Origin of the sequence: Bacteriovorax sp. Seq25_V (assembly GCF_000447795.1) — a bacterium.
Taxonomy (GTDB): Bacteria; Bdellovibrionota; Bacteriovoracia; order Bacteriovoracales; family Bacteriovoracaceae; genus Halobacteriovorax_A.
Genome location: NZ_AUNI01000020.1, coordinates 18,365 through 35,960, shown reverse-complemented (window position 1 = coordinate 35,960; position 17,596 = coordinate 18,365). Strand labels below are relative to the sequence as shown.

The following is a 17,596-nucleotide window of genomic DNA, read 5'->3' as shown; positions in this document are numbered from 1 at the left end:
TTATTTCTTCTCACCAGCAGCCTTCTTGAGCTCTACTTCTTTTTCAATATGCTCAATAATTAATCCAGCAACATTCTTGCCAGTTGTTTTTTCAATTCCCTCAAGGCCTGGACTAGAATTCACTTCCAGAACAAGAGGTCCGTTATTTGATCTAATAAGATCAACTCCAGCAACTTTAAGTCCCATCACTTTAGCTGCCTTTATTGCCGTAGCTCTTTCATCTGGGGATATCTTAGTCTTCTCGGCAACCCCACCACAATGAAGGTTAGATCTAAACTCTCCATCAACACCTTGCCTCTTCATAGTGGCAACAACTTTATCCTTAATAACAAAGCATCTTACGTCTGCACCTTTGGATTCAGCAATATATTGCTGTACAAGGAAGTGCACATCAAGTCCACGAAGCATATCAATAACTGACTCAGCGGCTTTCTTACTTTCAGCTAAAACGACCCCCTTCCCCTGTGTTCCCTCAAGAACCTTGATAATTAAAGGAGCTCCTCCAACAGAATCAATAAGATCCTCTGTCGCTTGTGTCGAGTGAGCGAAGCAACTAACAGGCATTCCAATATCATATTTTGACATATGCTGAAGAGACTTCAGCTTGTCGCGAGACTTAAGTAGGGCAACTGATGAGTTTAGAACATATGTTCCTCCCATTTCAAATTGTCTTAAAACAGCAGCACCATAAAATGTGATACTAGCTCCAATTCGAGGAATAACAGCATCGAATTCATTCAAAATTCTTCCCTTGTAATGCACTTCAGGCTTACGTGAAGAAATATTCATGTAGCAGCGAAGAGGGTCAATCACCTCTACTTCATGACCACGAGCTTCAGCTTCTTCGATTAATCTCCTCGTTGAAACAAGTGCTGCTGATTGTGATAAAATACAAATTTTCATTCATTTCCTTCTTTTTTAACCGTTAACCAACCACGGTAAATAAATATTGCTATCATTAAAATTGCTATCGAAATAAGTAGGCCCAACACATAGAAGTAACCGTACTTCCACTTTAGTTCTGGCATATTAAATGGTGATACCGACGGATCAAAGTTCATTCCATAAAGTCCAGTAATAAAACTTAGAGGAATAAAAATTGAGGTTACTAATGTTAGAAGATTCATCACATCATTAGTTTTCTTTGAGTTATAAGCTAAATAGAGATTTAGCATATCAGCTGAAGATCCTTTCAAAACGCCATACTCTTCAGCGGCATATGATAAGTGATCCTTAAAAGATTTTAATCTTTTTTCAACATCTGTATTATCTTTTCCAATCTCACGATTCATCACATCCATTAGTCTTGCAAGACTCATGGCCTTGTTCTTATAAAAAACAACAGCTTCTCTAAAGGCCCTAATTTCATCAAAGATATTTTTATTTCTAAATATACCCTCTTCGATAAATGAGTTTTGATCAGTTAAGTTATTAAGTCTTGAAAAGTAGCCCTGACTAAAGAAATCGAGAACGACAAGATTAAAAAACACAGGATTTTCGATAATATCATCTTTTCCACTTTCAATAAGGGTAATGAGGTCAGGAATGTCTGTTCGAAGAGAAGCCGGCAGCATAATAAATGCAAAATTCTTAAATAGTAGTAGTGAAACTTTACCACCAAATGAATCATTCTCCTGAGCAGGGCAAAATGAACTCAAGAAAGTATAGTGATCGTACTCTTCATACTTGGCCTGACCAATACCTGTACCAATATCATCAAGAGTTAAGTCGTGAAGAGAAAATTTATATTCGAAAAAGCTGAAGTAATCAAACTTCGCATCGTGATCCATAATATAAATTCTAAAATCCTGATCTGGAGCATTTGCTTTTTCGAAGTTAAACTTATTACTTGGAAATGTAACTTTCTTATTTAGTGAATTTAAGTGGTATAAATCGATATTGAGGAAATTTAAATACTCCTCGCCTGGATTATCACTTTCAAATATTGATAGATAAGAGTCAAAACGATGTCCTTTAATTAAGCTATAAATTTTTGTTAAATTCATGAGAAGCTATTCTCCTTAATAATATGTACATCTCTTTGTGGAAATGGAATAGAGATCTTATGTTCTCTAAAGGCAGCATCTATGTGTGTTAAGAGTCTACTTCTTATTGGATTAGACTCAAAAGGCTTACTTACCCAGCACTTTAGAACAAAGTTTAAGCTAGAATCTGCAAATTCCTCAAACCAAACGTTCGGTTCGGGGTCATTGAGGACATCAATCTCTTCATATGCACACTGAAGAAGTATTTTTCTCACTAAATCAATATCCGACCCGTAAGCAACTCCCACACTACATTTTAGAGCAACAATGTTATTAGTTAGTGTCCAGTTAGTTAATTTATTTGAAAGAATATCTGAGTTGGGAATGATAACAGAAGAGTTATCAAGAGTTTCAACAACAACACTTCTAATACCAATATGCTTTACACGTGCTAACTGCTCATTCACTTCAATAACATCTCCAACTCTGATAGGTTGTTCAAAAATCAAGATGACCCCAGAGACAAAGTTATTAACGATATTTTGTAAACCAAATCCGATCCCCACCCCTAGCGCAGAAGCAAGGATAACAATATTCTTATAAGTCATTCCAAGTAGCGAAGCTAGGACAGAGACAAAAATTAAGATACAAGAGTATCTAATTACAGTTACAATATTTGGAAAATACTTATGCTCTATTTTTAATACTGATAGTAAGAAGCTTTCTATTACGTAAACGACAAAGAGATAGAGAAATCTCATCACGTAAACCGCAAACAAAATCTTAACCGGCATATCAACAGTGAAGCGATATTCCCCAACTTTAAAGATTGTGGCCCCAAAGAAATCGCCAAAAACAAATAGTGTGCTATAAATCGACTGAAAAAATAGGACAAAGATAATTGCAACGATAACGGCTGGTGTTGATGACTTTAAAAATTTTAAAAAATTTGTACGGCTTAAATTTGTTCTTCTCTTCTCAAGTGCCGATTCAACCTTTGTGTTAAGTACATAGTATGCAAAAGCTCCAAGTGTAATGTAACCGACATTACTAAGGGTGAACCCAAGTAGCGCCACTCCTCCATTGAGAAAGCCTAAAAGACTCAATGATGATCCGACAAGAACAAGTGCCGCAAATAAAAGGGTTGAGTATTTAATAAAAGAGAGAAAAGTAAATGTTTTAACCGAACGATCTTTTTCAGAAATCATGGCGTAAATATTTTTAACTAGTCTTACCGAAATTGAGAATGTAAGAATTGACTCAATTAATGTAATATAAATATCTTCCGCAGTTAAACTTACTTTCAGTGTTTTGATAATAATTAGCACCACAACCTGCAGATCAACAAGCACTGAAACCTTAGGTCGATTATCATTTTCAAAAATTTGCTCACTTATTAGAATTAAAAGTTTCTTCCCAAGCGTATTCCAGGCGATCACAAAACCTACAGCGAAAGCAACTCCGAAGAAGAAATTAATTGCTATTGCATTTGTGCTACTAATCGACCAGAGGAACAATAAAGAAAATACACTATTTGCAAGCGTCTTCTTAGACTCAAAAAGCATTTCTAAAATTGGACGAAGACGAGAGATTTCACTGTGCGAGTGGTCTTCTTTTAAGAAGTACTCTCTTAAAAAGTCTCCACCTTTTAAAATTAAAAAAGTAATTAGCAATGAAAAGAATAAATAAAAAACTAAATCCTTAATATTCTCTTCTGTATAATCTTTAAATCTTAGAGAGTATGATTGTGTGATAAAGTCTGTCGTCTGTTGTATTAACTCACTTGGATGACGCTTAAGTTCTCCAATTGTTCTTTGTCCCTGCCAATTAAAAAGATCTGTATTGAATGACTTATTCAATTTATTTTGGACAACAGCCTTCCATGACTCCACATCTTTCTTTGATTGCTCAATAAACTCACGATGAGATTTAACAACTTCGAGCTGATATTTATTCTGCTTTACATACTTCTTATAAGTTCTTTTAACAGATTTTGAATTTGATTTATTAACAACATCTTCAATCTGTGCAATTGAAACAGATAGCTCCTGTGCCCTTTCATAAATATTTGAAGCTTCACTATCCCAAAGTTTAAAATCAGCCTCAAACTTTACAAGCTCAATTTTAGCTTTACTCATTGCCCCCGATTCATTCTCTTTTCCAAGAGAGAGAATGTAATCACTCAATTTAATTTTTATATCAAGGGCCTGTTGATCAATCTCCTTTAACTTCGAAAGGTTCTGCTCAATATCACTTAATTCAGAATTAATTGTACTTAATGTTTGAAGTAACTCACTCTCACCTTGTGAAAATGACAACTGTGACCAAATAACTAAAAATAGGCAAATCAGAATACGATTCAACTTTTCACTCCCTCGAAAAGATATATCTAAAATCTTACCTAATTTTACATGAATTGATGAGAACTATTTGTTGAAACTTATGACATCTGAAAAGACCCAAAGTGGTCCAATTAATAGAAATTGGAGGTCTTTAAAAAATGAAGGTTTCTTACCTTCGATCTTGTGCCCAATAAACTGACCAATCCAGGCAAGTACAAAGACAACAACTGAGCTCGTGAATAATTTATAACCAATAATTGGCCACGATACTTTAAAAAGAACACATGCCGGAACAGCTAAAAGAAGAAATACTCCGATAACTTTCATTGATTTCAAGCTTAAATAAAATGTTAAGGCGAAGGCCAAGAAAACATGGGCCCAGTTAAGACCTATGCTTAAAAAAACTTCAGGAACGGGAATTGTCCAAAGAATGCCGAGAAGCGACCACGTAATTAATGGAACACAAATCTTATGGATAATTTTATTAGTGCGATTTTGATGAGATTCACCATATTCGACGAACCACTCATTTAAAGTTTTCATAGATTCATTATATCATGATTTCTTTTAATAAAAAAAGGGCCCCTCAAATTAAGGGACCCTTCATTAAGTATGATATAAACTCAGGATATTATGCAGCTTCTTTAACTTCATCAACTTCCACTGGAGCAACTTCAGCAGCTGGAGCTTCAACTGGCTCTTCAACTACTTTTACTCTTGGAAGGTGACAAGAAACGATTGTTTCTTCTGCATCCATTGCCCACTCACAACCTTTTGGAGGTGTGATATCAGCAAATGTCCAATGTCCATTCATCTCTAGAGATGTAACATCAATTTCGATAAATTCTGGAAGATCTCTTGGAAGACCTTTTACGTCTGCTTCATGAAGTACTGGATAAACTACTCCACCTTCTTTAGAAGCGTGCGTTTCACCAACAAAGTGAATTGGAAGAGTAACAGTTGTTTTCTCGTTCGCTGATACTTTGTGGAATGAAAAGTGCATAAACTCAGTTCCGAGGTGTCCTCTTTGAACTTCTGAAAGAGCAACTAAGTGCTTTCCATGTCCTTCAACTTCAACTTCAAATACTTTTCCAGAGTGGTGGAAAAATTTTGCAAGTTGCATTTTTGGAACCATAATATTTAGACCTTTATAATCTTTACCAAATACAACACCTGGCACCCAACCATCATTTCTCATTTTAGTTAGTGGTGCTGATGGATCTCTAAATTTTGCTGCTAGTACATCTTTTGTAGACACAATATCCTCCTGTGTTCCTTGGAATTATTCTCACTATGCTCATCGTCCAATTCAAAAAAACTTTTAGAAAAAAAGTTGCTAATTTTGTTTGAGCTAAGTAGTCTACTAATCATGAAAATCTCGAAACTTAGCTCATTTCTCATCCCAAAAAGCACAAAAGGTGTCACTAACGGCAATAAAATTATGATCGTCATGCACGGTTTAGGCGACTCCATGGAGTCTTATAAAGTCCTAACCAAAGAGATCAATGTCACAGGGCTTAACTATCTACTCCTCAATGCCCCAAAGAAGTATTACTTTGGTTTTTCTTGGTATGATCTTCCTCCCTCTGATCCCATGATTGGAATTGAAAGTTCATCTGATCTACTTTTAGAAATTATTGAAGAAGTGAAGTCACAGGGTTTTGAAAGTGAAGATATTTTTCTTTGCGGATTTTCTCAAGGTGGCTGTATTGCCATGGAAACTTTTTATAAGTATCAGGATACGCTAGGTGGTGTTGTAGCACTGAGCCCAAGACTCTATCCTAAAAATATCCCAATTCAATTTAGTGAGACACAGAAGAAAACACCATTCTTCATGGCGCACGGAAGATTTGATGAAGTAATTAATTTTAACGAAACAAAGAGTATTATCGAAGATAAACTTTCTACAGCTTTAGAAATTGAATTTCACTATTATGAAATGGGCCACGAAATTGACCCATACGAAATTTTAGATTTAAGAAATTGGTTGAATGATCACCTATAATCAGTGGTGATCTTCATCCATTGCAGCGTCATCAAATTGTTTAACCGCGATTGCTAGAGATGCTGGTAAACTTGCCCAGAAAGCAACTAGACACAAAGCAACAAATACTTCCATACTCATATAAATTCTCCTTAAACTATTCTTATTATATTAAATCTTCGGAAGATTGACTAGGAAAATCAAGAAGTTCGTCAGGAGTTTCCACTTCGACCTGCATGATTTTCTCAAATTGTTTAGAAATCTTTCCTGTTGTTTTATGAATTAAGTCCGCATCCTTCGTCACTGTCGATAAGTGCTTAGAAAAATTCGTCCAGCGGTCCTCGTATCTCTTAAACTCTTCACCAAGTTTATTGATATGCTGGTGAAGAATACTCATGTACTTACTACGTTCCATGTTCATAATAACGCTTTGTACCGTTGTCAGGGTCGCCATAAAAGTTGTTGGACTTGCAATCCAAACACGACGTTGTTGAGAGTACTCAATTACTTCTGGATGATAAGCATGAATCTCAGCAAAAATTGCTTCGGCCGGTAAGAACATAATCGCCTGGTCAGCTGTTACGTCTTTAATAATATATTTATCAGCAATATCATCGATATGCTTTTTGATATTTTTTACAAATTCACGACGAGCAATTTTCTTATCTTCCTCATTCTCCCCTTCAAACATTCTCTTGAAGTTTTCAAGTGGAAATTTCGAATCCACACAAAGAAGTCCGATTGGTTCAGGAAGCGTTAAAGCTGCATCAACAATCTTTGTATTCTCTAGTTTGTACTGAAGATGATAATACTTTCCACTCTCGCCAAAAACAGAATTTAAAAGATTGCTAAGTTGAACTTCACCAAAAATACCACGACTCTTCTTATCAGTTAATACGTCTTGAAGAGAGATAACATTTGAAGACAAGGACTCAATTTTCTTTTGGGCCTCATCAATTTTTGCAAGTCTTTGAATAATTCCAGTAAAAGTTTCATTGGTCTTTTTGAAACCTTCATTGAGGTTTTCCTGCACTTTCTTATCAATTCGATCAAGTTTTTCTTGAACAACGCCATTCATCTTTTCAAATTTTGCTTCGAGATCTTTTCCAAGCAAATCTTTAAACTCATACAGATCTTTATTAAATGCAGCTTTTGATTCAAGAAGTCTTTGCACTACACTTTCACTTAGGCCTGCAAAATTCTTTGAAAGTTGATCATTGTTTCGAAGAAGTGTATCTGACAATCCTTGTCCCTGATTTTGGATAAGGTTTTGAAGATCTGTAACTGAGCGATCTCCTTCTTTTTGACTCTTATCAAGGCTTCTAAAAAATACAATTATTCCAATAACAATTATTTGAAATACCAGAATGATTACTAGTTGAGTCGTTGTCATATTCTTGCTCTCTTGATTAATTTATATGTCCCTAAGATAATTAGAATATATATATTCGAACACATGGAAGCAACATGAAATACCTAATAATCACATGGGCACTTGGAATTGGACTAATGGTCCCACTTCAAGCAATTATTAACGCAAGGCTATCGTCACTAGTTGGCGGCTCAACTCAAGCCGCGCTTATTTCATTTACTGGCGGATTCTTGATCTTTGCTCTAATCGGTCTGTTTAATTATGGTAACCTTCCATCCCTTTCAAAAATTGTTTCACTTCCACCTTACTTACTCAGTGGTGGAATTATTGGTTCAATTTTTGTTCTCTCTGCAATTATCATTGTTCCAAAATTAGGATCAACAGGTTGGACAGCACTCATTGTGACAGGGCAACTACTTGCCTCACTGATCATGGATCACTACGGGCTTTTTGGGCTCGCTCAAAAAATGATTAATTTTCAACGAGTCCTCGGAGCAACACTACTTCTTGCTGGCAGCGCTTTGATAATTAACTTTTAGTTCCTCACTCGTTTGCTCATCGAGGAACTGAAGGCCATCAACCCAGTTCTCACCGATTCTCACTCCCCAGTGAAGATGTGGAGCACTTGAACGACCAGTATTACCAGAAAGGCCAAGGGTCATTTTCTTGTCCACTTTATCACCGACTTTCACATTAATTTTTGAAAGGTGACAATACATTGTAAGAATCCCAAGACCATGATCGACAAGAACAGTTTTTCCATTAAAAAATAGATCATCTGCAAATACCACGACTCCGTCATTTGATGAAGTAATTGGAATTGGTCTTCTTGCTCTAAAATCTGTACCAGAGTGCCATGAATCTTTCTTATTATTGAAAACTCGTCGAGACCCATAAACGCCAGTCACCTTTGATTTCAGTGGCCTGACAAATGAAGTGCTATAAAGTTTCTTATCCTGAGTTACTGCAGAATAAACATCTTTTAGCTTTGCCTTCTCTTTTAGGAAACGGTCGAGATCTTCCTTTGAAAGGTCAACGTGTTTCTTATTAACTTTGATATAACTAAGTGGATAATCAAACTTTTCAGGTCTTAAGTTAAAAATATGGAAACTATAACTATCACCTTCAATCGAACTTTCTAGAAAACATGGAATGCTCTTTTCTTTACTTGTCTCTAAAAATTTATAGTTGAGAGAAAAGTATGAAACGAGATAGTCTCCCTCCAATACCGATGCTAGCTTCTTGCCACCACAGACAATTTCGTTATTCGACAACTCATTAATACTTTTTGGAATCTCAATTTGAAGTTTTTTTACTTTTCCCGGAAAAACTCGATGCTCAGCAACATTAAATGTAGGCAGCACCACATTTTTCTTTGGTCTTATCATTGAACATGAAACAAAACTAAGTATAATCGCGAGGTAAACAATCTTCAAAACTTCTCCTTGTTTTAAATATCAAGTTCATTATGAACAATTAATGATGGTTATTCAAATTTTATCAAAGAATCTGTCAAAAATGATTTTTAGAGGTTATAATGCAGATGCATATAAATCACGGAGAATTCAAATGAGTACCATTAAACCACAAAATGCAAAGGGAACTAGAGACTTTGGCCCTATCGAAAGCAATAGAAGAAATTTTATTTTCTCGACGATTAGAAAGCATTTTGAAAGTTTTGGTTTTATGCCACTTGAGACTCCATCAGTTGAAAATCTTGATGTACTAACAGGAAAGTATGGAGAAGAAGGAGATAAACTACTTTTTAAAATTTTAAATAGTGGTGACTATCTTGCAAAGGCCCCTGAAGACACTCTCGCCGCAAAGGACTCTCGCGGACTAACTAGACATATTTCAGACAGAGGTCTTCGCTACGACCTAACAGTTCCATTTGCAAGATACGTATCCAAGAATCAAAACGATCTTGCATTCCCATTTAAGAGATATCAAATCCAGCCGGTATGGAGAGCTGATCGTCCGCAAAAAGGACGCTACAGAGAATTCTACCAGTGTGATGCCGACGTTATTGGGACAGACTCGCTTCTTTGTGAAGTTGATCTTATGCAAATCTATGAAAATGCATTTGCAGATCTTGGAATTTCCGACATCTCAATTAAATTTAATAATAGAAAAATCTTGCTAGGCCTTGCTGAAGTTATCGGAGCAAAGGAAAAGCTCACAGACCTAACAATTGCGATTGATAAACTCGACAAAATTCCACTTGAAAAAGTTTTTGAAGAGCTCGAGGGCAAAGGCTTTACAAAAGATCAACTTTCAAAAATCAATCCGATTTTTAATATTACCGGAACGAATGATGAAAAGATAGCAATCGTCACTTCAATTATCGGGAACAACGAAACAGGGACAGTTGGACTTACTGAGCTCAACAAAGTTCTGGCCCTAGGAAAAGAAGTTGGACTAACTCGCATCGACTTCGAGCCAACACTAGCAAGAGGGCTTGACTACTATACGGGAGCAATATACGAAGTCAAACTTGCAGACGGTAGCATGGGTAGCATTGGTGCAGGTGGACGATATGACGACCTCACAAGCGTTTTTGGTGTCAAGAATCTTCCAGGGATTGGGATATCTTTTGGTGCAGATAGAATTTATGACGTGATGGAAGCGAGAGGATTATTCACAGATATCGACAATAGCATCGACTATTTAATCATTAACTTTGATGACTCTATGGAACTTGATTATCTTAGACTTGCTAATCAAATCAGAAAAAATGGACACTCTGTCGAAATTTACCCAAGCAATGCAAAACTAAAAAAGCAAATGAGTTATGCAGATAAAAGAAAAGTAAAGAAAGTAATCTTCTTTGGAGAAAATGAAAAAAGTGAAGGTAGAATTAAATTAAAAGAGCTTGCGACAGGTACAGAAGAAATCATATCAATATCAGAACTATAAAAACAGATCCCTAAAAAACAAAAGGCGAGCATTGCTCGCCTTTCTTAACTATATACTCAGAGCTAATTAAGCAAGAATATCGTATGGTCTAATAGTTTTTCTACCATTAGCAGCACATTTCTTTTGTGCTTGATCAACGATCCAGTATACGTACTCGTTAAGAGCATTTAGAGTATCTGAAGATACGTTAAATCCTTTACCTTTTAGAGCTTCTTTAGTTTTTGAACCAACTAATAGCATTTCTTTTGATTTTGCAGCAGCTTTTTTTGCTGGAGCTTTCTTAGCAGTTGCTTTTTTAGCAGGAGCTTTCTTAGTAGCTTTCTTAGCCATTTTCTACCTCTTTCCTTGTTAGGGTTATTTATAATGAATAATTCATTTTAAAAGTTGTATTCAAAAATCGTCAATAACTTTCATGCCTAAAATCGAAAAAAAAGCATAATTCCTACTCTAAACCGTATTTTTTAATTATTTCATGATACGTAGGACTACTTAAAAACTCATCGATTATTTTTTTCATTTTAGATTCTTCGAAATTAATACTCTTTCTGATTCCAAACTTTAATCGATAGTCCTGATCGACAACACTAGAAATATAAATTTTTGATTTAGTATCAGGATGATCAAGTAGATACTTTTTGATATATGACTTCGTTACGATCGCCATATCTAACCTATTATTGATAATTCTTTCAATGTTACGATCATGAGAAGAAGAAACAAATGCATTGAAGTTTGCTTTTAAATAATGCTCGTCAGAATTGAAATTTGCAAACTTATAATGATAACCAAGATATAGACCTATCGTTTTTCCCTTTAAGTCTTTAAAAAAATCATCAGAACCCTTTCTAGAGATATTTGAAATGAAGACCTCTCCATCTAAAACCACATCCCCTAAAAAAGTTAATTTATTTTGCTCAACAATCTCTTCCCATCCCCATTGAGGAGACTCAAAGAAAATACTATCAAACTTCCCTTCTAAGAAATCTTGGTATCTTCTCTTTGGCGAAGTTTCAAAAACCTCAAATCGATAGGCCTTTTGAAACTTATTAAGACCTGCCAGAAAATCTGGAATAACTCCATAAAATTTTCCATTTTCTGACTTTTCAAAATATGGAGGGAAAATATAAGAGCCAACCTTAACAGTCTGTGCACCAACAGAACAAACAACCGCTAAAGCGACGATTAACCGAGAAAAAGACTCCATTATATTTCTTACCTTCATAAACTTATTCTAACACGTAAATAGAGAATAAATATTGATTTTTTTTATATATAAACTAAAATTTATCAATGAATCAGAAACATATTGTCTTGGCAACCAAGAAACTTAATCGTTCATTCTTTATTTTTTCAAATCAAACCAGTCAGCAAGATTGTCTTGATTATAAAAATATCAGCCTCGTTTATGTTGATGTCGATTCAATTAGCCTAGTCGTACCAAAGAAATCAATTTCAGAAGGGCACCAAATCAGTCTCTATGTTTTTGAAAATAATAAGCAATTAAAAACCTTAAACTCAATGCCTAGAGATAAAAGTATTCTGAAATGCGAAGTTATCAATGGTCTCGTTATCCAATCAGACACTTTTGATAAAGATCTTAATGAAATACAAATTACAGTAAATTCTAAGAATAATGAATATTGGGAGCAGATGATCACTTCAATAGAAGCAAAGCAAGAGACTGTCTCTCAAGCATTTTATAAGTATCGGAAATAATCATGGATGCAAAGGCACAGCAACTTTTAAAAAAATATATGAAGAACAAGAAGTTCTTATCTATCGAGCCTTCAGTCGCCTCAAAAACGGCGATTGAAACAATGCTGATGAAAACGGCAATCCCACGCAAGAACATTCACCATGCCAAGAATCTTCACATGGCGATGGAGATAATCAAGGAAAAAAAACCTAATTACATTATCACAAACGAAAGACTCGAGGATGGAAGTTACAAAGAAGTTCTCGAAGAACATCTTAAACAATGGCCAAACCGACTCGAGAGTGGCTTTATTCTACTTTCGGAGAATGATTCCCTAGACGCGATCTCAAAAGTTGCTCAGTCTGAAATAGATTCACTTGTTATCATTCCTTTTACTGTCACATCACTGCAAAGTGAGTTTCTCAAAGTTGTTGTACCAAAAACAAATCCCTCAGATTATGAAATTGCACTCGAGACAATTCGCGAGCACATGAGATTTGATATCGACAAAGCATTCACTCTTGCTCAAAAAGCAGTAAAACTAGACCCAAAACCATACGAGGCTTACTACCTTGAGGGTATAATTCATCTTAAAAGCAAGGCACTTGAACAAGCGAAAGTTTCATTTGAAAAAAGTTTAAAAGCAAACTCAGAATACTATAATTCTTTAAAAGAACTCTTTGCTGTATATATGACTTTAAAAGAGAGACATAAAGCATACCAAATCAGCAAAAAATTAACTGAAGTATTCCCAGTAAATCCAGAGATGATCCCAGACCTTGCATGGATTTCTGTAGCTTGTGCAGAGTATGATGATATTCTTAAGTATCACACAGCTTTTAAGACTGTTGATCAACCAGATAATGATTTGAAAAACTATATTGCTGCTTCTTTAACAATTTATGGAAAAAAGATTATGCAAGACAAGTACGAAAAAAATGAAACTATCGATGAAGAAATATTAAATCGTGCTTACAAACTAATGGAAGAAGCATCTGTAATATGTGAAGACAAACCACTCGTATTTGCCTCTCTTATTAATACTCTTCGCATGACTAATAACTCTGCCCTACTTGAAAATATTTTCACTAGAGCACGTAAGCGCTTTCCTAATAATAAAAATATAAAAGTTCTGGAAATCCTTATTGATGATGACAAACTTAAGCCGGCAGAGTCTCTAAAAAATGCACAGAACGCTGTGAAGAGCGGACTTGATATGCCAGAGATTCACGAAATTATTCTAAGAAGAACTGTCGAACTAGGTTTGCCTGAGCGTATCATTGAGGAAAGCCTCGATAACGCCTGCAAGAGTTTTCCAAACTTAAAAAGTGTTTTTGAAGAAATTTTATCTAGTGCCAAAAAAGACTAGCCCTTCTTGTCCAAAAAACAAGAAGAGCAAAGTTGAATTATCTGATAACTTTACAGTTTGCTCTGTAAGTTCTGTTTGTTTCAATATCTCTAATTCTTGAATCAAAATTTTCAGAGTAATCAAAAAGTAACTTGATATCAAATGACTGCCCCTCTCCTTCGAGTCTTAAAGAAGAGTAAATAAATGGAGCCTTAGTCATTGCTGAAATTAGTTTTGTGTTACCTTCCGCAATGTATCCCACATAATCGATATAATCACTTTGCTTTCCTGAAGCAACAAGTCTAAATGACATTAGTGTTCTTGTATTCGACAAGATTGACTCACTTAAAGTCCCGTTCACATCTAATGAGCCCTGAGCAAAGAATCTGTTCATGTAAACCATATCTGATGGCTCACAGATATAATTTAATGTTTCAGCCTTGGCCGTAAATCCAAGTGAAAGTAATAGGCTAACAATCATGATTTTCATGAAACCTCCCGATTTTAATGTTTTATAAGTTTTGCGTGCCCCTGCTTTTTAAATTAACAGATTCATTTGGTCAAGTTTTCACGATTGCTTCCGAATATAGATACATCTTGACTTATTCCTTAAATTTCGATAAATTGCGCAGGTCGCGTTCAAGTTTAACTTACTTAAGGGCCCAACACGAGTTGTTGGTGATGTGATGCGACCACTGGCCATGTCCCTTAAGTTAATAATATTAGGAGCTTATATGGCAAAGAGTACTACAGGTAGATCACGTTACGCTATTCAACGTGCATTAGGTGTTGAGCTTCCAGGTCTTGGAAAAGCTGGAGCACTAGACAGACGTCCTTACGGACCAGGTGTTCACGGTAACAAGAGAAAGAAAATCTCTGATTACGCGGTTCGTCTTAAAGAAAAACAAAAAATCGTATTCCATTACGGGTTAAGAGAGAAGCAACTTGTTTCTTACGTAAAGCAAGCAAAGAGAGATACTTCTGGACAACCGTGGATGGATCTACTTCTTACAACTCTTGAGTCACGTTTAAATAACGTTGTATTCAGAATTGGTTTTGCTCCATCTATGCCAGCTGCTTCACAAATGGTAGCTCACGGACAAATCAGAGTTAACGGAAAGAAAGTTGATAAAGCTTCTTTTATCGTAAAGCCAGGTGATGTAATTTCTCTTTCTGAAAAAGGTTACAAAAACCAACTTTATAAGCAATCTTCTGAAACTCCAAGAATTGCTACAATCCCAGCTTGTTTCAACGTAGAAGGAACAGAGCAAAAGAAAGCAAAAATGGTTGAGAAGCCACTTGCTCAAGATGTACCATTCGAACTAGCTCCACAGCTTGTTATTGAGTACTACTGGAAAGTTAAATAAGCGATTCATTCGTTTATATATGAAAAGGCCCAAGTTATCTTGGGCTTTTTTTTATCTAATTTTACTAGAAGCTAAATCTTTAAAAGGATGATCTTTCAACCAGATCACATCAAGACTTGGATGCTTGTCCACAATATACTTCTCGACCTCTGCAACAGAAGAAGAACTTCTCCTTTCAAAACTTCTTGGAAGAATATAAATTTTCTCAATCTCGTCTAAAAATGTATCAACTTCAAACCAGCTAAGAAGGGTATCAAATGTATCCTCGCCCATTAGCCAATTCTTCTTTGACTCTTGAACATCTTTTATCCATTTAGAAGTTGGATTTCTTTGACTGCTTCCCCAGAAGCCTGGGTAAACTGCGGCGTTTGCGCTCGCGCCTCTCACCTTCTTAGAAATCTTAATCATTTCACGAAGTGGACTCTCCATTAAATTATCTTTCCATGGACTGTAGTCAGGAACAACAACAATCGCATTTTCAAATTGAGCACATTGCTTAATACATTCTGAATGACCGGGATGCCATGGATTAAAACTCCCACCAAAAAAAGTTAAATCGAAATTATCATCAATAACTTTAGGCATAAAAAGATTTGGAATGAAATCTTCATGACCAATGAAGTTTGGCATAAAGCGAAAGCACAATCCAATCGCTTTAAGTATTTCCATTTGTACTGACTCTTCAATATCAAAATCCAAATATTCAAACTCTACAGCGCTCACCTCAGTTGCACTACTCTTAGTGAGAATGACATAGTCGTTGTCAAAAATCTTCTCTCCACAAACCTCGCCATCAAATCTTGCAAGTACGTAGCCATTCGAATATTTAGTTAATTGATACTTTGCCATTTAAAAATCTTTTTCCATCAATGTCTTTCGCCCATCCTGCTTTGATCTTTCACAAGCGCGATCACATGCAACACGAACAATATCTGATAGTCTCTTAAATACATCACCCGATGTATTCAAACCATGCTTGTCTTTTACATACTTCTTAAGTTTACTTACGACAATCAAAACATCTTGATCAAAGACCTCATCGTTTACTCTCGTCTTTCCATTTCCTCCAACAAGAATTCGTCGTGGGGAATCTTTCTTCTCTTCAACAGCTTTTGTTTCTTCATCTTCTTTTAAATAATCAACTTTCATAGTATCCTCTACGTATAATAAAACTATAAGCTTATAATAACACAGCGCTTCACCCTTGGTTTATAAGTTAAAAATTACCTAGAGCTTAAAATGAAATTTTCTTGTGAACTAAATAATATTGAGTACTTTTTCGAAACAATCGACGGAGCATGCCTTAGCGATAGACACGCCCTCTTACTTTCAAGAAAGCAGAGAAAGCAAATTCAGGCAGGCGAAGCAAAATACTACACTATACTGGTCTCCGCCACGAAAGATGACCTCACTCTAAACTTTGAAATTCAAGGAGTACCTCTTAGTGTAAGTGAAGAGTTCCAGCCTGAAGAAATAGAAGACTATATTGAATCTCAACTTGTCTTCTCAAAAATTGAAGAAAAGATTAAGCATGCCCTCACAAAAGATAAGAATCCAATTTGGGCAACGAAGGATATTTAATGCTACCAATTTTAAAATCAATAAGTGATAGTCATAGTAAAACCATGGGATACCTACTTTGGATCTTTGGGTTTACAGGAGCTCACCGCTTCTACTTCGGAAAACCGATCACTGGGACACTCTGGTTTTTCACGGGTGGCCTGCTTGGAGTCGGCTGGTTAATTGATCTCTTTCTTATTCCTTCGATGGATGAAGATGCTGACCAAAAATACAATGAAGGAATTATCGATTACAATATCGCATGGGTGGCCCTAACATTTCTTGGAATCTTTGGCATTCACCGCTTCTACATGGGTAAGATCCTCACTGGAATTCTCTATGTCTTCACTGGCGGTTTTTTTATGTTTGGAGTTATTTATGACTTCTGGACACTAAATGAACAAATTGATGAGATAAATAAAAAAGGGCCATTCTAGGCCCTTATTTTTTAACGACAATTTCCGTAATATTCGTAAACTCTTTCTGATGAACTATTATATCCACTAAACTCTGCATGCCCATGATCTTCAGCAACAAGATTCATCACAATATTTTGAGTTGTAGTTCTTAAGCGGTATTCAACATGTCTTTGACCATAGAAATCTCTATAAACAATATGACAACTTCTTCCGTTACAAACAGTGTAAGGAACTCTTTCCACACAACTTTCAAAATCATGGCTTAACGGACCAGAAGTTACTTCAACCTTTGAAGTACCAACAAGATCGTATACTTGGTTCCAATCAGACGCCTTAACTTTGAAATCACCATTTGAAGGAATTTTAAGTTTTGAGTCGAACTTTAAGTCAACTTTATGTCCATCAATTTCAAGCTCAGCTTTCTTCTTTGATTTGAAATTAATTTTAACTTCACGTTGGCCTACTTCAATAGTGACTTTCTTTTTTCCAGTATTTAGTGTTATATCCTCATGAGTAGTAAACTGACCTCTGAAAGTTTTACAACTTCCAAGTAACAAGAGTGGTAAAAGTAGCAAAATTGACTTTCTCATCGTAACCTCCGGAAATA

Annotated in this window: 21 protein-coding genes; 8 read left to right on the top strand and 13 right to left on the bottom strand. The window is 35.6% G+C overall.

What is annotated here, in order from left to right:
• The 5 genes from rimK to M900_RS12850 form a co-directional block, all read right to left on the bottom strand.
• Positions 1–903, bottom strand: coding sequence for a 30S ribosomal protein S6--L-glutamate ligase (gene rimK, locus M900_RS12870; RefSeq protein WP_021275596.1), 903 nt, complete (start codon positions 901–903; stop codon positions 1–3).
• Positions 900–2,006: a CorA family divalent cation transporter gene (locus M900_RS12865; protein ID WP_021275446.1), complete on the bottom strand. Its 1,107-nt coding sequence runs from the start codon at positions 2,004–2,006 to the stop codon at positions 900–902. Before M900_RS12865 ends, rimK begins: the two co-directional genes overlap by 4 nt.
• Positions 2,003–4,348, bottom strand: a complete 2,346-nt coding sequence (locus tag M900_RS17310; RefSeq protein WP_021275367.1) for a mechanosensitive ion channel family protein — start codon at positions 4,346–4,348, stop codon at positions 2,003–2,005. Before M900_RS17310 ends, M900_RS12865 begins: the two co-directional genes overlap by 4 nt.
• 63 nt (positions 4,349–4,411) lie before the next feature.
• Positions 4,412–4,870 carry a DUF962 domain-containing protein gene (locus M900_RS12855; protein WP_021275677.1) on the bottom strand — a complete coding sequence of 153 codons (459 nt, stop codon included), beginning with the start codon at positions 4,868–4,870 and terminating at the stop codon, positions 4,412–4,414.
• 88 nt (positions 4,871–4,958) lie between these two features.
• Positions 4,959–5,585, bottom strand: a complete 627-nt coding sequence (locus M900_RS12850) for a 50S ribosomal protein L25 (protein ID WP_021275371.1) — start codon at positions 5,583–5,585, stop codon at positions 4,959–4,961.
• Between the two features lie 111 nt (positions 5,586–5,696).
• On the opposite strand from M900_RS12850, the gene M900_RS12845 reads away from it, so the two are divergent.
• Entirely contained in the window at positions 5,697–6,332 is a 636-nt protein-coding gene (locus M900_RS12845; RefSeq protein WP_084703600.1) for an alpha/beta hydrolase, read from the top strand.
• Between the two features lie 145 nt (positions 6,333–6,477).
• Here M900_RS12845 and M900_RS12840 read toward each other — a convergent pair whose 3' ends face one another.
• The gene (locus tag M900_RS12840) at positions 6,478–7,704 is read right to left on the bottom strand and encodes a DNA recombination protein RmuC (RefSeq protein WP_021275554.1); all 1,227 of its coding nucleotides are present in this window, start codon (positions 7,702–7,704) and stop codon (positions 6,478–6,480) included.
• 74 nt (positions 7,705–7,778) lie between these two features.
• Here M900_RS12840 and M900_RS12835 point away from each other — a divergent pair, with 74 nt between their 5' ends.
• Complete coding sequence (locus M900_RS12835; RefSeq protein ID WP_021275288.1) at positions 7,779–8,222, top strand: DMT family transporter; 444 nt, start codon at positions 7,779–7,781, stop codon at positions 8,220–8,222.
• Here the strand turns inward: M900_RS12835 and M900_RS17305 are convergent.
• Positions 8,184–9,119: a M23 family metallopeptidase gene (locus M900_RS17305; protein ID WP_021275581.1), complete on the bottom strand. Its 936-nt coding sequence runs from the start codon at positions 9,117–9,119 to the stop codon at positions 8,184–8,186. The two genes, M900_RS12835 and M900_RS17305, sit on opposite strands and share 39 nt — an antisense overlap.
• Before the next feature lie 133 nt (positions 9,120–9,252).
• On the opposite strand from M900_RS17305, the gene hisS reads away from it, so the two are divergent.
• Complete coding sequence (hisS, locus tag M900_RS12825; RefSeq protein WP_021275428.1) at positions 9,253–10,599, top strand: histidine--tRNA ligase; 1,347 nt, start codon at positions 9,253–9,255, stop codon at positions 10,597–10,599.
• Positions 10,600–10,665: 66 nt separating this feature from the next.
• Here hisS and M900_RS17825 read toward each other — a convergent pair whose 3' ends face one another.
• Positions 10,666–10,929: a hypothetical protein gene (locus M900_RS17825; RefSeq protein ID WP_021275507.1), complete on the bottom strand. Its 264-nt coding sequence runs from the start codon at positions 10,927–10,929 to the stop codon at positions 10,666–10,668.
• Positions 10,930–11,041: 112 nt separating this feature from the next.
• Entirely contained in the window at positions 11,042–11,821 is a 780-nt protein-coding gene (locus tag M900_RS12815; RefSeq protein ID WP_084703599.1) for an ABC transporter substrate-binding protein, read from the bottom strand.
• A 68-nt stretch (positions 11,822–11,889) separates the two neighbouring features.
• Between M900_RS12815 and M900_RS12810 the strand changes: the two genes are divergently transcribed.
• Together M900_RS12810 and M900_RS12805 are read left to right on the top strand one after the other, a co-directional pair.
• The gene (locus tag M900_RS12810; protein ID WP_034732757.1) at positions 11,890–12,315 is read left to right on the top strand and encodes a hypothetical protein; all 426 of its coding nucleotides are present in this window, start codon (positions 11,890–11,892) and stop codon (positions 12,313–12,315) included.
• Between the two features lie 2 nt (positions 12,316–12,317).
• Positions 12,318–13,664 (top strand): hypothetical protein, encoded by a 1,347-nt coding sequence (locus M900_RS12805; RefSeq protein WP_021275553.1) that lies wholly within the window; start codon positions 12,318–12,320, stop codon positions 13,662–13,664.
• Positions 13,665–13,701: 37 nt separating this feature from the next.
• Here M900_RS12805 and M900_RS12800 read toward each other — a convergent pair whose 3' ends face one another.
• Positions 13,702–14,133: a hypothetical protein gene (locus tag M900_RS12800; protein ID WP_021275647.1), complete on the bottom strand. Its 432-nt coding sequence runs from the start codon at positions 14,131–14,133 to the stop codon at positions 13,702–13,704.
• A gap of 244 nt (positions 14,134–14,377) precedes the next feature.
• On the opposite strand from M900_RS12800, the gene rpsD reads away from it, so the two are divergent.
• Entirely contained in the window at positions 14,378–15,010 is a 633-nt protein-coding gene (gene rpsD, locus M900_RS12795; RefSeq protein WP_021275584.1) for a 30S ribosomal protein S4, read from the top strand.
• A gap of 51 nt (positions 15,011–15,061) precedes the next feature.
• On the opposite strand, the gene M900_RS12790 is transcribed toward rpsD, so the two are convergent.
• Together M900_RS12790 and M900_RS12785 are read right to left on the bottom strand one after the other, a co-directional pair.
• Complete coding sequence (locus M900_RS12790) at positions 15,062–15,859, bottom strand: cytidylyltransferase (RefSeq protein WP_021275444.1); 798 nt, start codon at positions 15,857–15,859, stop codon at positions 15,062–15,064.
• Positions 15,860–16,159 carry a hypothetical protein gene (locus M900_RS12785; RefSeq protein WP_021275616.1) on the bottom strand — a complete coding sequence of 100 codons (300 nt, stop codon included), beginning with the start codon at positions 16,157–16,159 and terminating at the stop codon, positions 15,860–15,862. It lies immediately after the preceding gene.
• A gap of 90 nt (positions 16,160–16,249) precedes the next feature.
• On the opposite strand from M900_RS12785, the gene M900_RS12780 reads away from it, so the two are divergent.
• Together M900_RS12780 and M900_RS12775 are read left to right on the top strand one after the other, a co-directional pair.
• Positions 16,250–16,591, top strand: coding sequence for a hypothetical protein (locus M900_RS12780; RefSeq protein ID WP_021275278.1), 342 nt, complete (start codon positions 16,250–16,252; stop codon positions 16,589–16,591).
• Complete coding sequence (locus M900_RS12775; RefSeq protein ID WP_021275529.1) at positions 16,591–17,007, top strand: TM2 domain-containing protein; 417 nt, start codon at positions 16,591–16,593, stop codon at positions 17,005–17,007. The genes M900_RS12780 and M900_RS12775 overlap by 1 nt, the downstream gene beginning before the upstream one ends.
• Positions 17,008–17,018: 11 nt before the next feature.
• Here the strand turns inward: M900_RS12775 and M900_RS12770 are convergent, their stop codons facing one another.
• Positions 17,019–17,579, bottom strand: a complete 561-nt coding sequence (locus tag M900_RS12770; protein WP_021275648.1) for a hypothetical protein — start codon at positions 17,577–17,579, stop codon at positions 17,019–17,021.
• Positions 17,580–17,596 lie beyond the last annotated feature (17 nt).

Coding starts and splice junctions, on each gene's coding strand:
- M900_RS17825 (WP_021275507.1), bottom strand. CDS start 10,929: ATGGCTAAGAAAGCTACTAAGAAAGCTCCTGCTAAAAAAGCAACTGCT.
- M900_RS12855 (WP_021275677.1), bottom strand. CDS start 4,870: ATGAAAACTTTAAATGAGTGGTTCGTCGAATATGGTGAATCTCATCAA.
- M900_RS12840 (WP_021275554.1), bottom strand. CDS start 7,704: ATGACAACGACTCAACTAGTAATCATTCTGGTATTTCAAATAATTGTT.
- M900_RS12845 (WP_084703600.1), top strand. CDS start 5,697: ATGAAAATCTCGAAACTTAGCTCATTTCTCATCCCAAAAAGCACAAAA.
- M900_RS12790 (WP_021275444.1), bottom strand. CDS start 15,859: ATGGCAAAGTATCAATTAACTAAATATTCGAATGGCTACGTACTTGCA.
- M900_RS12780 (WP_021275278.1), top strand. CDS start 16,250: ATGAAATTTTCTTGTGAACTAAATAATATTGAGTACTTTTTCGAAACA.
- rimK (WP_021275596.1), bottom strand. CDS start 903: ATGAAAATTTGTATTTTATCACAATCAGCAGCACTTGTTTCAACGAGG.
- M900_RS12810 (WP_034732757.1), top strand. CDS start 11,890: ATGAATCAGAAACATATTGTCTTGGCAACCAAGAAACTTAATCGTTCA.
- rpsD (WP_021275584.1), top strand. CDS start 14,378: ATGGCAAAGAGTACTACAGGTAGATCACGTTACGCTATTCAACGTGCA.
- M900_RS12805 (WP_021275553.1), top strand. CDS start 12,318: ATGGATGCAAAGGCACAGCAACTTTTAAAAAAATATATGAAGAACAAG.
- M900_RS12815 (WP_084703599.1), bottom strand. CDS start 11,821: ATGAAGGTAAGAAATATAATGGAGTCTTTTTCTCGGTTAATCGTCGCT.
- M900_RS12785 (WP_021275616.1), bottom strand. CDS start 16,159: ATGAAAGTTGATTATTTAAAAGAAGATGAAGAAACAAAAGCTGTTGAA.
- M900_RS12770 (WP_021275648.1), bottom strand. CDS start 17,579: ATGAGAAAGTCAATTTTGCTACTTTTACCACTCTTGTTACTTGGAAGT.
- M900_RS12775 (WP_021275529.1), top strand. CDS start 16,591: ATGCTACCAATTTTAAAATCAATAAGTGATAGTCATAGTAAAACCATG.
- M900_RS12800 (WP_021275647.1), bottom strand. CDS start 14,133: ATGAAAATCATGATTGTTAGCCTATTACTTTCACTTGGATTTACGGCC.
- hisS (WP_021275428.1), top strand. CDS start 9,253: ATGAGTACCATTAAACCACAAAATGCAAAGGGAACTAGAGACTTTGGC.
- M900_RS12865 (WP_021275446.1), bottom strand. CDS start 2,006: ATGAATTTAACAAAAATTTATAGCTTAATTAAAGGACATCGTTTTGAC.
- M900_RS12835 (WP_021275288.1), top strand. CDS start 7,779: ATGAAATACCTAATAATCACATGGGCACTTGGAATTGGACTAATGGTC.